General features: G+C 67.9%; 14 protein-coding genes. 9 read left to right on the forward strand and 5 right to left on the reverse strand.

Features of this window, described 5'->3' with window-relative positions:
• The first annotated feature begins 6 nt into the window (after positions 1-6).
• On the forward strand, positions 7-1,392 hold the full coding sequence (locus tag ACFXNW_RS12915; protein WP_379418135.1) for an amidase: 1,386 nt from the start codon (positions 7-9) through the stop codon (positions 1,390-1,392).
• Positions 1,393-1,621: 229 nt separating this feature from the next.
• Here ACFXNW_RS12915 and ACFXNW_RS12920 read toward each other — a convergent pair whose 3' ends face one another.
• Together ACFXNW_RS12920 and ACFXNW_RS12925 are read right to left on the reverse strand one after the other, a co-directional pair.
• Positions 1,622-2,122: a DUF3830 family protein gene (locus tag ACFXNW_RS12920; protein ID WP_379417820.1), complete on the reverse strand. Its 501-nt coding sequence runs from the start codon at positions 2,120-2,122 to the stop codon at positions 1,622-1,624.
• Between the two features lie 18 nt (positions 2,123-2,140).
• Entirely contained in the window at positions 2,141-3,400 is a 1,260-nt protein-coding gene (locus ACFXNW_RS12925) for an aspartate aminotransferase family protein (RefSeq protein ID WP_379417821.1), read from the reverse strand.
• Positions 3,401-3,561: 161 nt separating this feature from the next.
• Between ACFXNW_RS12925 and ACFXNW_RS12930 the strand changes: the two genes are divergently transcribed.
• Together ACFXNW_RS12930 and ACFXNW_RS12935 are read left to right on the forward strand one after the other, a co-directional pair.
• Positions 3,562-5,034 (forward strand): NAD-dependent succinate-semialdehyde dehydrogenase, encoded by a 1,473-nt coding sequence (locus ACFXNW_RS12930; protein WP_379417822.1) that lies wholly within the window; start codon positions 3,562-3,564, stop codon positions 5,032-5,034.
• Positions 5,031-6,092, forward strand: a complete 1,062-nt coding sequence (locus ACFXNW_RS12935; RefSeq protein WP_379417823.1) for a tartrate dehydrogenase — start codon at positions 5,031-5,033, stop codon at positions 6,090-6,092. Before ACFXNW_RS12930 ends, ACFXNW_RS12935 begins: the two co-directional genes overlap by 4 nt.
• 52 nt (positions 6,093-6,144) lie before the next feature.
• On the opposite strand, the gene ACFXNW_RS12940 is transcribed toward ACFXNW_RS12935, so the two are convergent.
• On the reverse strand, positions 6,145-6,924 hold the full coding sequence (locus ACFXNW_RS12940) for a metal-dependent transcriptional regulator (RefSeq protein ID WP_379417824.1): 780 nt from the start codon (positions 6,922-6,924) through the stop codon (positions 6,145-6,147).
• A 135-nt stretch (positions 6,925-7,059) separates the two neighbouring features.
• Between ACFXNW_RS12940 and ACFXNW_RS12945 the strand changes: the two genes are divergently transcribed.
• The 4 genes from ACFXNW_RS12945 to ACFXNW_RS12960 all read left to right on the forward strand — a co-directional run bounded on the left by ACFXNW_RS12945 (position 7,060) and on the right by ACFXNW_RS12960 (position 12,478).
• Entirely contained in the window at positions 7,060-8,028 is a 969-nt protein-coding gene (locus tag ACFXNW_RS12945; RefSeq protein WP_379417825.1) for a bifunctional riboflavin kinase/FAD synthetase, read from the forward strand.
• A 136-nt stretch (positions 8,029-8,164) separates the two neighbouring features.
• Positions 8,165-8,434 (forward strand): 30S ribosomal protein S15, encoded by a 270-nt coding sequence (gene rpsO / locus ACFXNW_RS12950; protein ID WP_379417826.1) that lies wholly within the window; start codon positions 8,165-8,167, stop codon positions 8,432-8,434.
• Positions 8,435-8,813: 379 nt separating this feature from the next.
• Entirely contained in the window at positions 8,814-11,084 is a 2,271-nt protein-coding gene (locus ACFXNW_RS12955) for a polyribonucleotide nucleotidyltransferase (RefSeq protein ID WP_379417827.1), read from the forward strand.
• 80 nt (positions 11,085-11,164) lie between these two features.
• Positions 11,165-12,478, forward strand: a complete 1,314-nt coding sequence (locus tag ACFXNW_RS12960; protein WP_379417828.1) for a M16 family metallopeptidase — start codon at positions 11,165-11,167, stop codon at positions 12,476-12,478.
• 180 nt (positions 12,479-12,658) lie between these two features.
• Here the strand turns inward: ACFXNW_RS12960 and ACFXNW_RS12965 are convergent, their stop codons facing one another.
• Complete coding sequence (locus ACFXNW_RS12965) at positions 12,659-13,267, reverse strand: helix-turn-helix domain-containing protein (RefSeq protein ID WP_379417829.1); 609 nt, start codon at positions 13,265-13,267, stop codon at positions 12,659-12,661.
• A gap of 112 nt (positions 13,268-13,379) precedes the next feature.
• On the opposite strand from ACFXNW_RS12965, the gene ACFXNW_RS12970 reads away from it, so the two are divergent.
• Positions 13,380-14,198 (forward strand): MBL fold metallo-hydrolase, encoded by an 819-nt coding sequence (locus ACFXNW_RS12970; protein WP_379417830.1) that lies wholly within the window; start codon positions 13,380-13,382, stop codon positions 14,196-14,198.
• A 76-nt stretch (positions 14,199-14,274) separates the two neighbouring features.
• On the opposite strand, the gene ACFXNW_RS12975 is transcribed toward ACFXNW_RS12970, so the two are convergent.
• Positions 14,275-14,607 carry an ArsR/SmtB family transcription factor gene (locus ACFXNW_RS12975; RefSeq protein WP_379417831.1) on the reverse strand — a complete coding sequence of 111 codons (333 nt, stop codon included), beginning with the start codon at positions 14,605-14,607 and terminating at the stop codon, positions 14,275-14,277.
• 95 nt (positions 14,608-14,702) lie between these two features.
• Between ACFXNW_RS12975 and ACFXNW_RS12980 the strand changes: the two genes are divergently transcribed.
• A complete protein-coding gene (locus ACFXNW_RS12980; protein ID WP_379417832.1) occupies positions 14,703-15,914 on the forward strand; it encodes an MFS transporter in 1,212 nt (403 codons plus the stop codon).
• Positions 15,915-16,010: the final 96 nt, after the last annotated feature.

Genomic DNA, 16,010 nt, shown 5'->3' on the forward strand with positions numbered 1-16,010 from the left:
CCCGATATCAACCGTCCCACCGACCCCGCCGCGATGACGGCGGTCGAGTTGGTCTCCGCTTACACCGCGGGCGCCTTGTCGCCGGTGGAGGCGACCGAGGCGATCCTGGCTGCTATCGCCGAGCGCGACGACAAGCTCAATGCCTACTGCCTGGTCGATCCGGATCGGGCGCTGGTGCAGGCCAAGGAATCGGAGGGCCGTTGGCAGGCGGGGCACGCCCGCGGGCTGCTCGACGGGGTGCCGATCTCGATCAAAGACGTGTTTCTGACCGAGGGCTGGCCGACCCGGCGCGGCTCGACCTCCATCGATCCGGCCGGCCCGTGGCCGGTGGACAGCCCGGTGGCGGCGAGGGTGCGCGAAGACGGGATGGTGCTGCTCGGCAAGACCACCACACCCGAGATCGCGTGGAAGGCGGTGACCGACAGCCCGCTCACAGGCGTCACCCGCAATCCCGTCGATCCCGCGCTCACCGCGGGTGGTTCGTCCGGCGGTAGTGCCGCGGCGGTAGCGGCCGGACTCGGCCCGGTGTCGGTCGGTACCGACGGTGGCGGCAGTGTCCGTATTCCGGCGTCGTTCTGCGGCATCGTCGGATTCAAGCCGACCCACGGGCGCATTCCGCTGTACCCGGCCAGCCCCTTCGGTCCGCTCGCCCATGCCGGTCCGATGGCGCGCACGGTGGAGGACGCCGCGCTGCTGATGGACATCCTGTCGCTGCCCGATCCCCGCGACCCCACCGCGCTCGCACCCACCTTGACCACCTTCCGCAGCCAGATGCAGCGCGACGTGCGTGGCATCACCGTGGCCTGGTCGCCGACGCTCGGGTTCGTCGACGTCGATCCGGAGGTGGCGGCGATCGTCGAGCGGGCGGTCACCCGGCTCGGCGAGGCCGAATTGCGGGTGGTGCCCGCCGATCCCGGCTTCGGTGATCCACGGGAGGCGTTCGAGCTGCTGTGGGCGGTGGGCGCGGCGGCCATGCTCGCGTCGTTCCCGCCCGGTGCCCGCGAACAGGTCGACCCCGGACTACGGCAGGTGTGGGATCGCGGCGAATCCATCGGTGGCGTCGACTATCTCGCCGCGCGTGATGTCGCTGCCGGGATCGGCATCGCCATGGGGCTGTTCCACACCGCATACGACGTGCTGATCACCCCGACCATGCCGATCCCCGCCTTCCCCGCGGGTCACGACGTCCCGCCGGACAGCGGCCTGACCAGCTGGCCGCAGTGGACGCCGTTCACCTACCCCTTCAACCTCAGTCAGCAGCCCGCCATCAGCATCCCGGTGGGGACCACCGCTGCCGGTCTGCCTGTTGGCTTGCAGATCGTGGGGCCGCGGCATTCCGACGATCTCGTGCTGGCCGTCGCTCGGTACGCCGAGTACGTGCTCGCTTCCTGACACCGCGTTCTCCGGGTGGCGACCCGGAAGGTCTACGCCCTACAGCGCGGGTTCTGCCGGCTCGCTGGTGCCGACCGTCGGCGCCGCACTCCATAGCGCGCAATACCTGGCCGGCGCCACCACCGACCGGCGGTAATCGACGGACTCGTCTGGGCCGGCACCTGGTCCGTGTGGCTCGGATTCGCGAGCGACCGTGTCCATGCCGACCGTCACCATCGGCTGCCGACACCTACCTGTCGACCCTACCGAACGCGAGGGATTCACCCTCGACTCCATAGCGCCACAGATCGTTACAGGCGGCCGCCATCTCGGCGAGACCGTCCTCGATGGTCGCGAAGACACTGCCTGGGACCCAGCCGAGGTCGCCGTTGATCAGCAGGTTGTTGCGCCCATAGAAGATGGCCAGATCCGTGGCCCCCTGGCCATGGTGGGCGGCAGAGCCGGGCTCGTAACCGTAGGCGGGATTGCCGATTTCCCACGGCTCGAAATCGAACAGGCAGACGTCGCCGGGAATGGGCGTGACGGTCGGATTCTCCCGATGCGGCGCGGCCGTGAGGCGCGGGACCAGGGTGTAGACCTCGTTGCGGGCGTATTTGGCGTGGTAGGCGTCGCCGATCTGAGGCAGCGCGTCCCAGACCGCGGCGCAGGTGTGTGGCGCCTCGGCGTCGAGTAGCCGGGCTCGGCAGGCCACGCCTGCTTTGGTGAGGGTGATGATGATGTAGCGGTCCATGGGCCTGCTTTCTTGGCGCTATGGCTGGGTGGGGCCGGGGAGTTCGGCGAGGACCTGCGACCAGATCGCCAGTGCGTCGTCGATCTGTGCCGCGCTCACCACCAGCGGCGGGATCATCCGCACCACGTTCATATGCGCGCCGCAGGTGAGTAGCAGCAGTCCTTTCTCGACTGCCAGCCGCTGGGCCAGGGTGGCAGTCTCCCGATCGGGTTCGCCTGCTGCCGTGGTGAATTCCGCGCCGACGAGCAGGCCGAGTCCGCGCACGTCACCGATCGCTTTGCTGTCGCAGTCGCGCAGCCCGGCCAGCAGTTGATCGCCACGTGCGGCCGCGTTCTGTACGAGGCCCTCCGATTCGATGACCTCCAGCGTCGCGATGGCGGCGGCGCAAGCCACGGCATTGCCACCGTAGGTACCGCCCTGCGATCCCGGCCAAGCCTTGGCCATCAAGTCATGCGATGCGGCGATCCCCGAGAGCGGGAATCCGCTCGCCAAGCCCTTGGCGATGGTGATGACATCGGGCCGGACGTCGAAATGCTGGTGGCCGAAGAACTTTCCGGTCCGGCCGAATCCGGTCTGAATCTCGTCGAATACGAGCAAGATGCCGTGCCGATCGGCGCGTTCGCGCAGGCCGCGGAAGAAGGCCCGGCTACCTGGGACGTACCCGCCCTCGCCGAGGACCGGCTCGACAATGAACGCGGCGGTCTCCGCAGGCGAGGTGAGAGTCGCGAGAATGTAGTCGAGTTCGCGCAGCGCGAAGGCCGTGGCCTCCTCTTCGGTCCAGCCGTAGCGGTAGGCCGTCGGGAACGGCGCCACGTGCACGCCCGCCATCAATGGGCTGAAGCCCGCGGAGAAACGCGTGCCCGAGGTCGTCATCGACGCGGCGGCGACGGTGCGGCCATGGAATCCGCCGTGGAAGACGATGACATTCGGCCGCCCGGTCGCCTGCCGGGCCAGCCGCAATGCCGCCTCGACCGCCTCACTGCCGGAGTTGGCGAAGAACAACGAATCCAGCCCGTCCGGCAGGACGGTCCCGAGCCGCTCGGTGAGCTCGAGCAGCGGGCGATGCATGACCGTCGTGTACTGGCCGTGGATGAGCCGGGCGACCTGGGCTTGTGCGGCCGCCACCACGTGCGGGTGACAGTGTCCGGTGCTGGTGACGCCGATACCGGCGGTGAAATCCAGAAAGCGGCGGCCGTCGGTGTCGTAGAGGTAGCAGCCCGCGCCGTGGTCGACGGTCACCGGAGTGGCTTGTTTGAGGATGGGCGATAACTCGGTCATGTGCTCCGCCTCCCGGGCGTGCGGGCGATCCCCGCTACCGATGATCGTCGGGTTGTAGGATTGTCAACAATATGCATAACATGGTGCCGGGGGTCGCAGCAATGCCTCCGGCGGCCTCATCCGCGCCGATTCACACCGCCCGAGCGAGGGAGTTCGCGTCGATGCTCACCGAGAACAGAACCGACCAGGCGCAACGATCCGCCATAGCCGCCGTGCCGACCGGCCTGTTGATCGGCGGACGATGGCGCGACACCGCCGCGGAACTGGCTGTCACCAATCCCGCCACCGACGAGATCCTGTGCACAGTCGCCGACGCGACACCCGCCGACGGTCTCGACGCTCTGTCCGCCGCCGCAGCCGCGCAGCCGGACTGGGCGCGCACCCCGGCTCGCGAGCGCGCCGATCTGCTCATGCGCGCCCACCGCGCCCTGCTCGACGACACCGAGCGCCTCGCCCTCGTCATGACACTGGAAATGGGCAAACCCCTCGCCGAAGCACGCGGCGAAATCGCCTATGCCGCAGAGTTCTTCCGCTGGTTCGCCGAAGAAGCCGTCCGTATCGAAGGCGGCTACCGGGCGGCGCCGCGCGGTGGTTCCCGGTTCCTGGTCACGCGTCAGCCGGTCGGCCCCAGCCTGCTCATCACGCCCTGGAATTTTCCGATGGCCATGGGTACCCGCAAGATCGGGCCCGCGCTGGCTGCCGGCTGCACCTGTGTGATCAAACCTGCCGCGCAGACACCGTTGTCGACGCTGGCCCTCGCCGAGATCCTGCGAACGGCTGGGCTGCCCGACGGCGTGGTCAATGTCGTCACCACCTCCGATTCCGGTGGGGTGATGGAGCCGATGATCCGTGACAGCCGCTCGCGCAAACTGTCGTTCACCGGGTCGACGGCCGTGGGTAAGAAGCTGCTGGAACAGTGCGCGCACACCGTCATGCGCACCTCTATGGAGCTCGGCGGCAATGCCGCGTTCCTGGTGTTCGACGATGCCGATCTCGACGCGGCGGTCGAGGGCGCCATGGCCGCGAAGATGCGCAATATCGGCCAGGCCTGCACGGCCGCGAATCGCTTTTTGGTGCACCGCGCTATCGCCGCCGAGTTCGCCGACCGGCTGGCCGCGCGGATGGCGGCGCTGCCGATTGGGCCCGGCACCGAGCCCGGCGTGGTGGTCGGACCGCTGGTCGACGCCGCCGCGGTCGCGAAGGTGCAGACACTGGTGGACGACGCCGTCACGCGCGGCGCCACCGTCCACACCGGCGGCGCGCCGATCGAAGGCCCCGGCAACTTCTATCCGGCCACCGTGTTGACCGGCGTCGGCGACGACGCCCTCCTGACCCGCACCGAGATCTTCGGCCCGGTCGCGGCGATCTCTGTTTTCGACACCGAAGACGAAGCTCTCGCCCGCGCGAACGACACACCGTACGGGCTGGTCGGCTACGTTTTCACGGAGAACCTGCGGCGTGGGCTCCGGGTGTGCGAGGCTCTGGAAACCGGCATGGTCGGGCTCAATCGTGGAGTGGTGTCGGATCCGGCCGCCCCGTTCGGCGGGGTCAAGGAATCCGGGCTCGGCCGCGAGGGCGGAACCAGCGGAATCGACGAATTCCTGGAGACCAAGTACATCGGAGTCGACCTGTGACACATCGGATCGCGACCATCCCCGGCGACGGTATCGGCGTCGACGTGACAGCCGAAGCGGTCAAGGTCGTCGACGCTGTGCTCCCCGGCGTCGCCTGGACCGAATTCGACTGGTCCTGTGAGCAATACCTGCGCACCGGCGCGATGATGCCCGCCGACGGCATCGAGCAGCTGGCGGGTTTCGACGCGATCCTGCTCGGCGCGGTGGGATTTCCCGGTGTGCCCGACCATATTTCGCTGTGGGGCCTACTGATTCCGGTGCGTCGCGCGTTCGGCCAGTACGTCAACCTGCGACCGGTGCGGCTGCTGCCGGGCACCACCTCAGCCCTGCGTGATCGCAACGCCGACGACCTGGACCTGCTCATCGTCCGGGAGAACTCCGAAGGCGAGTACTCCGAGATCGGCGGCATGCACAACAAGGGTCGTCCCGGCGAATTCGTACTCCAGGAATCGGTATTCACCCGGATCGGCTGCGAACGCATCATCCGTTACGCCTTCGACCAGGCCCGTCAGCGGCGCGGACGGCTGTGCTCGGCGACAAAATCCAACGGGCTCATCCACTCGATGCCGTATTGGGACAGCATCGTCGAACAGGTCGCCGCGGACTATCCGGAGGTGGCGCTGCGCCAGATGCACGTCGATGCCCTGGCGGCGGAGATCGTGCTGCATCCGGACCGGCTCGACGTCATCGTCGGGTCGAACCTGTTCGGCGACATCCTGTCCGATCTGGCCGCGGCGGTCACCGGAGGTCTCGGGCTCGCCCCCTCGGGCAATATCAATCCCGAAGGCACGGCACCGTCGATGTTCGAGGCCGTCCACGGCAGCGCGCCCGATATCGCCGGGCAGGGCATCGCGAACCCGGTCGCGCAGATCCTGGCGGCCGCCATGATGCTCGAGCAGTTGGGAGAAAGTGCGGCAGCGGCAGCAGTGGACCGGGCCGTGTGCGAGGTGCTCGATGGGGGAGCAGCGCTGACACCGGATCTGGGCGGAACCGCCACGACAGCCGATCTCGGCTCCGCCATAGCCGCACGAGCCGAATGGGCCATGGCACCCCGGTAGCCGGTCGGATCACCTCGGCGCTCGGGAGCTTCCGCTTATCCGGCGCCGCAGCTCAGAGCGCGGTCATCCAGATGGCCTCGGCTGCCGGTGTCCCCAGGTCTACCGGCTGATCATCGGCGCCGACCCGGATACCGATCGTGCCGGCGAAATCGCGCCGCTCCACCACCGTGATCGGGGTGTCCAGGGCGATCCCGACCTCGTCGAAGTAGCGCAGCATGGCCGGATCGGAATCGGAGATCCGCGCGACCCGGCCCGCCTCGCCGTCAGCGAAGTCGCTGAGCTGACGGGCCGGGGGAGTGGGGACCGCGCCGTCGACCGACGGAATCGGATCACCGTGCGGGTCGCGATCCGGATGACCGAGTTTCGCGTCGATACGCGCCATCAGCAGATCCGAGACCGCGTGCTCGAGCACCTCGGCCTCGTCGTGCACCTCGTCCCAGCCGTACCCGAGCTCGTTCACCAGGAATGTCTCGATCAACCGGTGCCGGCGCACCATCGCCACCGCGGCCAGCCGACCGTGTTCGGTGAGCGTGATCGCCCCGTAGCGGGCATGTTCGACCAAGCCCTGATCAGCCAGTTTGCGCACCGCCTCGGACACCGTCGACGCCGAGACCCCGATCCGCTCGGCGAGCAGTTTGGTCGACACCTTCTCCTGCGACCACTCCTGGGCGGTCCAGATGACCTTCAGGTAGTCCTGGGCGACAGAAGACAGCACCGGTGCGATCGTGGTCGCACCGGTGCCTTTCGCGTCGGGGTTGCCGGTGAGGGCGTCGGCCAGTTCCCGTCGGGTGGCGATATCTCGTTTACCGGGCACATCTCCGAGCTTAGGCATAGGACGACCGATACACACATCACGCCATGCGGGGGAAACCCGCCATTCGCCGGGCCCTCACCGGGGCGACATCGAGCAGGTGCGATCAGCATGCCGGAATACTGTTCGACACCGGATTTGCGTAGGCTGCGCACTGTGCAGAGATGGCGAAGTCTCGACGAAGTTCCCGCGGACTGGGGCCGGTGCGTGCTCACGATCGGCGTGTTCGACGGAGTCCACCGCGGGCACGCGCAGCTGATCAGTCGTGCCGTCAAGTCCGCTGCCGCACGCGGGGTTCCGGCGGTGCTGATGACCTTCGATCCGCATCCGATGGAAGTGGTCCGTCCCGGCTCGCATCCCGCGCAGCTGACCACGCTGACCCGCCGCGCCGAACTCGCCGAGGAATTGGGCGTCGACGTCTTCTGCGTTATGCCGTTCACCCACGAATTCATGAAGCTGACCCCGGGCCGCTATGTGCACGACCTGCTGGTCGAGCGCCTGCACGTGGCCGAGGTCGTGGTGGGTGACAACTTCACCTTCGGCAAGAAGGCCACCGGCACCGTCGAGACCATGCGCGAACTCGGCCACCGCTTCGGTTTCGAGGTCGACGGGGTGACGCTGCTCGGTGAGCACGCGGTCACCTTCTCCTCCACCTATATCCGTGCCTGCGTCGACGCAGGCGATATGGCCGCCGCCGCCGAGGCGCTCGGGCGCCCGCACCGGGTCGAGGGCGTCGTGGTGCACGGCGACGGCCGCGGCCGCGAACTCGGATTCCCCACCGCCAATGTCGCACCGCCCATGCACGCCGCCATACCCGCCGACGGTGTGTACGCGGGCTGGTTCACCGTGCTCGGCCCCGGACCGACCATCGGCACCGTCACCCCCGGTGAACGTGCCATGGCCGCCATCTCCGTCGGCACCAATCCCACCTTCTCCGGACGCGCCCGCACAGTCGAGGCCTACGTGCTCGACGGTGAAGCCGACCTCTACGGCCAGCATGTGGCCGTCGACTTCGTCGAGCATCTGCGCGGTATGCAGAAGTTCGATTCGATGGACGAGCTGATCGAGGCCATGGGCCGCGACGTCGCCGGGGCACGCAAGGTCCTCGGCGCCGCCGACTCCTGAGCGCCCGACCCCGCGATTCGGTCCGGCGCACCCGGTCCGGTAGGGTGGATCCTCGGGTTTGCTGCGGTCCGCGGCGGCGCCCCACCGGTTCGCCGGATCCTCGAGCGCGGAACTGAGAAACAGGAGTGGATGCCCCATGGCGTTGACCACCGAGCAGAAGAAGACGATTCTCGCCGAGTACGGCCTGCACGAGTCCGACACAGGTTCGCCGGAGGCGCAGATCGCGCTGCTGTCCAAGCGCATCGCCGACATCACCGAGCACCTCAAGAAGCACAAGCACGACCACCACACCCGCCACGGTCTGATGGCGCTGATCGGTCGTCGCAAGCGTCTGTCGAAGTACCTGGCCGACAAGGACATCGCGCGCTACCGCACCTTGATCGAGCGTCTGGGTCTGCGTCGCTGATCTTCGCGTCCTCCGCCCTGCCACCGCGGCGACACGCGGTTTCGGCAAGGCAGTAGACGACCCGGCCAACGGGGAGCTTACAATCTCCCCGTTGGCTTTTTCGTGCCCGGGGGAGAGTAATCACCCCTGCACGACAACACAGCCGTATGCACCCGTCCCCGTGGCGTCGGTCTTCGGTAGTGGCTTTTCGGCCGGTGATCCACCGCCGGAGGGCTTCGATCGATGACCGCCTCCGCGTCGCCGTATCCAAGGGGATACCGGCCGGGTGTGCGCGCCGCAGCCAGGAGGGTTGCCGCGTGCCCTGCCAGGTACGGCTGACACAGCCGGATCGCGCCGATGGGCGCCGGGTCCGGCGAGACGAGAGGTTGAGAGAAGAGAAATGTCCGAAACCACCGAACGCGCGAACACCTCGGCCGTCGAGGTCGAGCCCGGAGTCTTCGAATCCGTCGCGCTGATCGACAACGGGAGCTACGGCACCCGCACCATCCGCTTCGAAACCGGTCGCCTTGCCCGTCAGGCCGCCGGTTCGGTCGTCGCCTACCTCGACGACGAGACCATGCTGCTGTCGGCCACCACTGCCGGTAAGCACCCCAAGGATCAGTTCGACTTCTTCCCGCTGACGGTCGACGTCGAAGAGCGGATGTACGCCGCGGGCCGCATCCCGGGCTCGTTCTTCCGCCGTGAGGGCCGCCCCTCCACCGACGCGATCCTCACCTGCCGTCTGATCGACCGGCCGCTGCGCCCGTCGTTCGTCGACGGCCTGCGCAACGAGATCCAGGTCGTGGTCACGGTGATGAGCCTGGACCCGAAGGATCTCTACGACGTCGTCGCGATCAACGCGGCCTCGGCGTCCACCCAGATCGCCGGCCTGCCGTTCTCCGGCCCGGTCGGTGGCGTGCGGGTGGCCCTGATCGACGGCCAATGGGTCGCCTTCCCGACCGTGGAGCAGCTCGAGGGCGCCGTGTTCGACATGGTCGTCGCGGGCCGCGTGGTCGAGTCCGGTGACGTCGCCATCATGATGGTCGAGGCCGAGGCCACCGACAAGGTCATCGAGCTGGTCGAGGGCGGCGCGCAGGCGCCGACCGAGGCCATCGTCGCCGAGGGCCTCGAGGCCGCCAAGCCGTTCATCGCCCGCCTGTGCCGCGCGCAGGCCGACCTCGCCGAGCTGGCCGCCAAGCCGACCGGCGAGTTCCCGCTGTTCCCGCCGTACGAGGCCGATGTGTTCGAGGCCGTGGAGGGCACCTCCAAGCGTGAGCTGAACGAGGCCCTGAGCATCGCCGACAAGCAGGAGCGCGAGGCGAAGATCGACGAGATCAAGCTCGACGTGCTCTCGCGCCTCGGCGAGGACTTCGTCGGCCGCGAGAAGGAGCTCGGCGCGGCGTTCCGCTCGGTGACCAAGAAGCTGGTGCGGCAGCGCATCCTCACCGACGGTTTCCGCATCGATGGCCGCGGCCTCGCCGATATCCGCGCCCTGTCCGCGGAGGTCGCCGTGGTGCCGCGTGCACACGGTTCGGCGCTGTTCGAGCGCGGTGAGACCCAGATCCTCGGCGTCACCACCCTCGACATGGTCAAGATGGCGCAGCAGGTCGACTCGCTCGGCCCCGAGACCAGCAAGCGCTACATGCACCACTACAACTTCCCGCCGTTCTCCACCGGTGAGACCGGCCGTGTCGGTTCGCCGAAGCGGCGCGAGATCGGCCACGGCGCCCTCGCCGAGCGCGCTCTGATGCCGGTGCTGCCCAGCCAGGAAGAGTTCCCCTACGCCATCCGTCAGGTCTCGGAGGCGCTGAGCTCCAACGGCTCCACCTCGATGGGTTCGGTGTGTGCCTCGACCCTGTCGCTGCTGAACGCCGGTGTGCCGCTCAAGGCGCCGGTCGCCGGTATCGCCATGGGCCTGGTGTCGGACACCGTCACCAACGACAAGGGTGAGGACGAGGTCCGCTACGTCGCGCTGACCGACATCCTCGGTGCCGAAGACGCCTTCGGCGACATGGACTTCAAGGTCGCCGGTACCCGCGAGTTCGTGACCGCTCTGCAGCTGGACACCAAGCTCGACGGCATCCCCTCCAAGGTGCTGGCCGGCGCGCTGAGCCAGGCGCACGACGCCCGCAACACCATCCTGGACGTGATGGCCGAGGCCATCGCCACCCCGGACGAGATGAGCCCGTACGCCCCGCGCGTCACCGCGATCAAGATCCCGGTCGACAAGATCGGCGAGGTGATCGGGCCCAAGGGCAAGGTCATCAACCAGATCACCGAGGAGACCGGCGCCAACATCTCCATCGAGGACGACGGCACCGTGTTCGTCGGCGCGACCGACGGCCCGTCGGCGCAGGCCGCGATCGACCAGATCAACGCCATCGCCAACCCGCAGCTGCCCAAGGTGGGCGAGCGCTTCCTCGGCACGGTCGTCAAGACCACCGCCTTCGGCGCGTTCGTCTCGCTGCTTCCGGGCCGCGACGGTCTGGTGCACATCTCGAAGCTGGGCAACGGCAAGCGCGTGGCCAAGGTCGAAGACGTGGTCAACGTCGGCGACAAGCTGCGCGTCGAGATCGCCGATATCGACAACCGCGGCAAGATCTCGCTGATCCCGGTCGACGAGAACGCCGACGAGCCCGCCGCTGATGCGGACGCGCCCGCGGGCGAGTAGTACTTGACGGTGTGACGAAGCAGAACTCGGCAACCCCCTTGCTCTTCAACGGGCAAGGGGGTTCGTCATGGGATTGGCGGGTGAGCAAAACGGAGACGGCGACCGAGACCGGAGTCCGGCGTACGGTGCTGCCCGGAGGATTGCGGGTAGTGACCGAGCATCTTCCCGGCGTGCGTTCGGCATCGATCGGTGTGTGGGTCGGGGTCGGCTCGCGCGATGAGGGACCGACCGTCGCGGGGGCCGCGCACTTCCTCGAGCACCTGCTGTTCAAGGCCACCCCGACCCGCACCGCGCTCGATATCGCCGAGGCGATGGACGCGGTCGGCGGTGAGCTCAACGCGTTCACGGCCAAGGAGCAGACCTGCTATTACGCCCACGTGCTGGACGAGGATCTGCCGCTCGCGGTAGAGCTGGTCTCGGATGTGGTGCTCAACGGGCTGTGCCGGTCGGTCGATGTGGACGTCGAACGGCAGGTGGTGCTCGAAGAGATCGCCATGCGCGACGACGACCCCGAAGATCTGGTCGGCGATGCGTTCTTGACCGCGCTGTTCGGCGATCACCCGATCGGGCGTCCGGTGATCGGCTCGGTCGAGTCGATCGAGGGCATGCGCGCCGATCAACTGCGCTCCTTCCATCAGCGCCGCTACCGGCCGGACCGGATGGTGGTCGCGGTGGCGGGCAACGTGGAGCACGAGCACACCGTGGAGCTGGTGCATCGCGCGTTCGCCGACCGGCTCGATCCGGCGGTGGCGCCGGTGCCGCGGCGTGAGGGCCGGTTTCGAGTGCGGACCGCACCGCAATTGCAGTGGAGCCACCGCGACAGCGAACAAGCGCATCTGGTGTTCGGTGTGCGCGCCTTCGGCAGGCATGAAGGTGAGCGTCGCTGGCCGCTGTCGGTGCTCAACACCGTTGTCGGCGGTGGGCTGAGTTCGCGGCTGTTCCAACGCATCCGGGAGGAACGCGGTCTGGCGTACTCGGTGTACTCCAGCGTCGACACCTTCGCCGACACCGGCGCGTTCTCGGTGTATCTCGGCTGTCAGCCGGAGAACCTCGCCGAGGTCGCCGCCCTCGCGCGCGGTGTGCTGGAAGAGGTCGCCGAGAACGGGATCACCGACGCCGAATGCGCCCGCGCCAAGGGCTCGTTGCGCGGGGGACTGGTACTCGGGCTCGAGGACTCCGCCTCGCGGATGAACCGCATCGGCCGCAGTGAACTCAGTTACGGCAACCACCGCAGCGTCTCCGAGACCCTCGCTCGCATCGACGCCGTCACCACGGAGGAAGTCAGCGATATCGCGCGCACGCTGCTGGCCCGGCCTTTCGCCGCCTCGGTGGCGGGGCCGTACCGACGTACGCGGGATCTACCTGCGGCGGTGCGCAGGCTCGTCGCGGAGTGATGGGCGCGCCTGCTCGCTGCCTCGGTAGCGGGCCGTCCCGGCGCGCGCGTAACTACCCCGCATGGGTCGAGGAATCGGACCGAAACGCCGCGGAGTTGCTCGCAAGCCGGCTTTCCCGAATAACGCCGTGAGTTCGGCGATGCCCTGGCCGGCTGTGTCAGGCCCGCAAGCTGCCGCCGTTCAGGTTCTGCGCGAGATGACCATGATGTATTCGCAGGGAGCGTTCGTTCTGTTGGCGAAGCCGTGGTCCGCGTCGGCCTGGAAGAACAGGGAGTCGCCTGTGTTCAGGGTCTCGTCGATTCCGCCGATCAGAACGGTGAGGGCGCCTTCGAGCACCACGAGTTGTTTCTCCGTACCAGGCGGATACGCGGGCAGCAGCCCGGTAGAGACCTGCGCGGGGAGGTAGTGGGCGATCATCTCGCCTCCTCCCGCGCCCGGAGCCGCCGAGACCATGTGCCGTTCGAAGCCGGTTTCCGGATCACGGAAAATGGGGCGATCGTTCTTGCGCAGGACAACGGCCACGCCGGACGCGGCAGCAGCTGCCCCACCGATCAGGTCCGAGAGCGACGCGTCGAGCGCGTGGGCGATCCTGGACGCTACGCCGATCGTCGGGCTCTTCTCACCGCGTTCGACCTTGGACAGCATCGCCCGGCTGACCGATGACTGGGTGGACAGCTGTTCCAGCGTCAGGCCCGCCTCCTCGCGGCGTCGCCGCACGTTGGCGCCGAACGCGCCGGCCAGATCGTCACGGTGCTGTGGTTCGACCGCGTTTTCGTCTTGCTCGACCACCGTGCTCCTCGATTGATGGGTACCTCGCTGCCCACAGTGTAGGGTTCTCCGAAAGAAGAAACAGTCTTCTATCGGAGACGCGACGATATGCGCCCGACACGACGGAGGTTCCATGCGTTTGATCTCGAGTGGCCGGCACCATGCCACGTTCGAATTCGGCGATTTGCGGGTGATCTCGTTGCGAGACGGGTACATCGACATGCCGCCGACGCGGCTCCGCGACGAGTGCGGGTGTACGTTCGATGAGCTGCCGGCTGCCGTGCCGCTGGTCGACCACAACTTGCGGCTGTCGGTCAACGCCTTCTTCGTCACCGACGGCACGCGGTCGGTTCTCATCGACACCGGCGCGTCCAACGTCTGGCACGACCCCACCATGGGATTGATCTACGACGCACTCGACGAAGCGGGAATCGACCGCGCGCATGTCACCGACGTGGCCATCACCCACAACCACGAAGACCACGTGAGCGGCCTGATCGCGCCGGACGGTTCAGAGGCGTTCACCGAACTCGAGCGCGTGTGGATCGGAGCGGGCGACGCCTCGGTGTTCGCGGGGCGGCTCGAGCCGATCCGTGACCGGGTCGTACCCCTGTCGGAGAAGGTCGCGATCAATGACTGGGTCACCGCGATCCCGACACCGGGCCACACGCCCGGTCACACCGTCTACGACGTCAGGGGCGGCACCGGCCACCTTCTCGTCTGGGGCGACACCGTTCACGTTCCCACGCTCCAATTCGATCAGCCGAACGTGTCCTGGGAGCTCGACGGCAACCAGTCCCAGGCCCGCGCCGCCCGAGCGGCCCTGCTCGAACAGCTGACACAACCAGACCACTTCGTAGCCGGCGCCCACCTCGACTCACCCGGCATCGCCCGAGTAGCCCCCTCCGGCGATGGGTATGCGCTGGAATACCTCGCACCACCGATCGGCTGATCGAGCCTGCCCGCTCCGGGCCGCGCTCGCGATGGCGGCCGAGGAGGGCAAGCTCGTCTGGCCCGGCTCCGCCGTCTCAGTCGCTCTGAGCCCGGTTGGCGGCCTCGACGACCGAGCCGAGCAGTCCGGGCAGGGCGTCGTCGAGGGCGTTGGCGCGTAGCCGCTGACAGGTCTGGCCTTCGACGACCAGGCGTTCGATGACGCCTGCTTCGCGCAGGATTTTGAAATGGTGGGTGGCGGTCGACTTGTTGATCACGTCGTAGAGCGCACCGCAGCGGACCGCGCTGCCCGCATTGCTGAGTCGGCGCACCATCTCCAGGCGCACGGGATCCTGGAGCGCGCCGAGCACAACGGGGAGCGCGGCCACGGGATGGACCTCGGTGCCGGTAACCGCTGTGGTCTCCATCATGATCTACCTCACTCGGGGGTTTGATGGTCGTCGTACCGTGCGCTAGGGTAACGATTTGGTTCGATCATTATCAAACTTACCTGATCGGGGATTCGATGGCAGCGACAACGGCAGTGCCCGGCCAGGAGCGGGCATCGCAGTCGTGGGCGTACGCGCTGGTGCTGGCCGCCAGCGGCGTCGCGCTCGGAGTGTCGGGGGTGCCCGCGCCGCTGTACGGCATCTACGAGCGGGAATGGCATCTGTCGCCGCTCACCACCACCATTGTGTTCGCCGTCTACGCGGTCGCTGCGTTGGGTGCGGTGCTGGTCTCGGGGCGGATCTCCGATGTCGTCGGGCGCAAGCCGGTGCTGCTCGGTGCGTTCGCCACGATGATCGTCGGGCTGGTGGTGTTCGTGCTGGCCGATACCGTGCCGATGCTGTTGCTGGCGCGGGCCCTGCACGGCTTCGCGGTGGGTGCGACCGTGGTCGCGGGCGCTGCGGCTCTATTGGATCTGCGGCCCCATCGCGGCGCTCGGTCCGGTCAGCTCACCGGTGTCGCCTTCAATGTCGGTATGGCGGTGGCGATTCTGGGTTCGGCGCTGCTCGCGCAATACGCCCCGAATCCGCTGCGTACGCCGTATGTGGTGATCAGCGTGGTCTGCTTGATCATCGGCGTCGGTGTGCTGGCATTGCGGGAACCGCATGCCGCGCGGGTCGCCGGACGGATCCGGATCGCGAAGCCCGCTGTGCCGCAGGAGATTCGCGGCGATTTCTGGTTCTCCGCGATCGGTGTGATGGCGGCGTGGTCGGTTCTCGGAGTGCTGCTGTCGTTGTATCCGTCGCTGGCCGCACAAGAGACCGGCATCCACAATCTGGTGTTCGGCGGCGTTGTTGTCGCCTCGACCGCACTGTCGGCGGCGCTGGCGCAGCTGTTCGCCACCGGGGTCCCTGCGCGGGCAGCGGCGATCATCGGCGATATCGGGATGGCGATCACCTTGCTGCTGACGGTGCCCGCCCTCGGCACCCACAACTGGGTCGTCGTCATCGGTATCGGGCTGGCACTCGGCGCCACCTTCGGCCTCGGTTTCGGTGGGTCGCTGCGGCATCTGTCCAATGTCGTCCCCCAGCACAAGCGTGGCGAGACCATGTCGGCGTATTACCTGCTTGCTTATTCCGCCATGGCGCTGCCCACTGTCGTGGCGGGTTGGGCTGCCACGACCTGGGGTTTGAGCACGGTGTTTCCGTGGTTCGTCGGCGCTGTGGCACTGGCCTGCCTGATCGCGGCCGCTCTCGGCGTCCGCCGCGGGCGGGCCGAAGCGACGGTCTGAGCTGAGGTGAGGGGCTGAGCTGAGGTGACGGCCTGAACCGCCGTGAGCGCCGAGCCGAGGTGACGGCCTGCGGCGGATCGGGCCGAGGCCTCAGTA

Origin of the sequence: Nocardia sp. NPDC059180 (genome assembly GCF_042754945.1) — a bacterium.
In the GTDB taxonomy this organism is placed as follows: domain Bacteria; phylum Actinomycetota; class Actinomycetes; order Mycobacteriales; family Mycobacteriaceae; genus Nocardia.